We start from the raw sequence: 2,846 nt of genomic DNA, 5'->3' as shown, positions 1-2,846 counted from the left end.
CGGGCTCATAACCCGGAGGTCGCACGTTCGAGTCGTGTCTCCGCTACTAAGTAAAGAGAATCAAGAAATTGATTCTCTTTTTTTGTGGCCAAAAATTGGGCTTATGAGGTGATTTTGGGTTTTTTTTTAATTTCGTAATGCTTTCGAAAAATATGAATTTCCTTTTTCTACTAAAATATGACTTCATTTCAATATCTCTTTTTTATCCTGTAACCTTCACGAAACTCTCCTGTTTTAAAATTCTTCCTTACATTTGAATCATGAAAATTCTGCATACCGCCGATTGGCATTTGGGTAAACGGCTGGACCGTTTTTCACGTCTGGAAGAACAGGTTTTAGTATTAAATGAAATTATAGAAATTGCCGATGAACAGAATGTAGATTTGGTTCTCATTGCGGGAGATTTGTTTGATAATTTTAATCCAGGCGTTGAAGCGATTGAACTGTTTTATAGCACCTTAAAACGATTATCATTAAACGGGAAACGTCCTGTGATTGCGATTTCTGGAAATCACGATTCACCCAATTTAATTGATGCTCCAGATCCTTTAGCGCGCGAATGTGGTATTATTCTTATCGGACATCCGAATGCTAAGGTTCATCCTTTTGAACTTGAAAATTTTAAAATAACTCATTCCACAAACGGTTTTTTTGAATTAGAACTGAACGGTTTTGATTTCCCAATCCGGATTTTACATACGCCTTACGCCAATGAAGTTCGTTTAAAAGAATATTTTGGCGAAAATAAAGAAGAAGCTCTTAACCAGATTTTAGCAGGAAATTGGGCAACGATTGCCGATGAATTCTGTGATGAAAAAGGAGTGAATCTGTTGATGGCTCATTTGTATATGAATATAAAGGGAGCCGCAATTCTGGAAGAACCCGAGGGCGAAAAACCCATCAAAATCGGAAATGCAGATTTGATTTTTTCAGAAACGATTCCGCCGCAGATCCAATATACTGCTTTGGGACATTTACACGGTTTTCAAAATATTGGAACAACGGAAAAACCAGTTGTTTATTCGTCATCACCTTTGTGTTATAGCTTTAGTGAGGCGGGGCAAACGAAATATATTTCCATTATTGAAGCTGAACCGAATAAAGCCGTTTCATTTGAAAAAATTGCATTAAAAAACGGAAAACCTTTAGTAAGAAAAACATTTGATTCCGTTGAAAAAACAATCGATTGGCTTACTGAAAATCCCAATGCTTTAGTTGAATTGACTTTGGAAAGCGAAACCTTTCTGAAAGCTGATGAACGCAAGCAAATTTACCAGTCACACGGTGGAATTGTTCATCTTATTCCGAAAGTTAAAAATCAGGACTTTGCTGAAAATATTTTGCACGAAATTAATCTCGATCAGGATATTCAGTCTTTGTTTAAAGATTATTTTAAATCTAAAAATAGCGGTCAACAGGCTAATGAAGAGCTTCTTACTTTGTTCAATGAAATTCTAAATCCTTAATTTATGATTCCAATTCAACTCACCATCGAAGGTTTATATTCTTATCAAGAAAGGCAAACGATCGATTTTAAAAACCTTACAGAAGCTGGTCTTTTCGGGATTTTCGGATCGGTTGGTTCTGGTAAATCATCTATTTTGGAAGCGATTTCCTTTGCGTTATATGGCGAAACAGAGCGTTTGAATGCGAGAGACAAACGGGCGTATAATATGATGAATCTGAAATCAAACCGTTCTTTTATTGAGTTTGATTTCTTCAATTTTGAAAATAGAAAATTTCGGACAACGAGAGAATTTAAGCGAAATTCTAAAAACTTTGAAGATGTAAAACCGTCCAGTATTGTTTTCTATGAATGGAAAGAAAACCGATGGGAACCTTTGCAACACGTAAATCCGGAAGAAATAATCAATCTTACTTACGCAAATTTCAAACGAACGATTATTATTCCGCAAGGTCAATTCAAAGAGTTTTTGGAATTGGGAGCGACTGATAGAACCAATATGATGAAAGAAATTTTCAATCTGTATCGGTTTGATCTTCAAAATAATGTTTCTAGTTTGAATGCGAAAAACAGATCTGAACTGGATCAATTGGAAGGTCAGCTGAAAGGTTTTGAAGAGCTCAATGAAGAACAAATTGCTGCACAAAAAGAAAATCTAACGGTACATCAGAAAAAATTGGATGATGTAAAAAATGAATTCAAGAAAATTGATGAAAAATACCAACTTCAAAAAAATCTAAAAGTAGATTTTGAACTCTTGAATCAGAAGCAAGAAAACCTTAAAAAGTTGTCATTACAAAAAACTGAAATTGATCTTTTGGAAAGGCAGACAGAACAATTTGAGAAGATTTTCAATCTCTTCAATCCTTTAATCAATGAAAAAAATAAACTTCAAAAAGAAATTGATTCCAAACAAAAAGAGAAAAAAAATCATGGCGAAATTTTAGCGGCAACTGAAAAGGAATTCAATTTGGTGAAGGAAAATATTCAAGCCATTTTGCCTGAATATGAAATTTTGGAACAGTCTAAAATTCAAGAAAATGATTTGAGTATCATCCTTCAAATGTTAAGGTTTTCTGAAGAAAGTAAAACCCTGAAAGAGCGTACTGAAAAAGGTTCGCAAAAAGTGAAGGAAGTTGTTGAACATCAAAAAACGATGAAGGAGAAGATCGATGTTTTGGTAAGAAATTCTGAAATTCTGAAATCTCAAAAATCAGATCCTCAGTTATTATTAAATGTTGGAAATTGGTTTTCAAAAAAGAAAAATTTAGCAGATTCTCTTCATTCGCAACTTAAAAAAACGGCGGATTTCAAATCAGAAATTCAAAAGATTTTTGAGGAATTGAAACCTTTTAATATTGATGTTGAAAGTTTTAAAAAT

2 protein-coding genes are annotated in these 2,846 nt (G+C 33.7%); both read left to right on the top strand.

The window, feature by feature from the left end:
* The first annotated feature begins 260 nt into the window (after positions 1 to 260).
* Positions 261 to 1,466, top strand: a complete 1,206-nt coding sequence (locus tag WBY99_RS03570) for a metallophosphoesterase family protein (protein ID WP_423974965.1) — start codon at positions 261 to 263, stop codon at positions 1,464 to 1,466.
* A 3-nt stretch (positions 1,467 to 1,469) separates the two neighbouring features.
* On the top strand, positions 1,470 to 2,846 hold a 1,377-nt coding region (locus tag WBY99_RS03565), incomplete at its 3' end, for an AAA family ATPase (RefSeq protein WP_423974964.1).

Origin of the sequence: Kaistella sp., assembly GCF_049588135.1 — a bacterium.
In the GTDB taxonomy this organism is placed as follows: domain Bacteria; phylum Bacteroidota; class Bacteroidia; order Flavobacteriales; family Weeksellaceae; genus Kaistella.
Note: the sequence above shows the minus strand (reverse complement) of the source record. Positions and strands in the feature narration are given on the sequence as shown.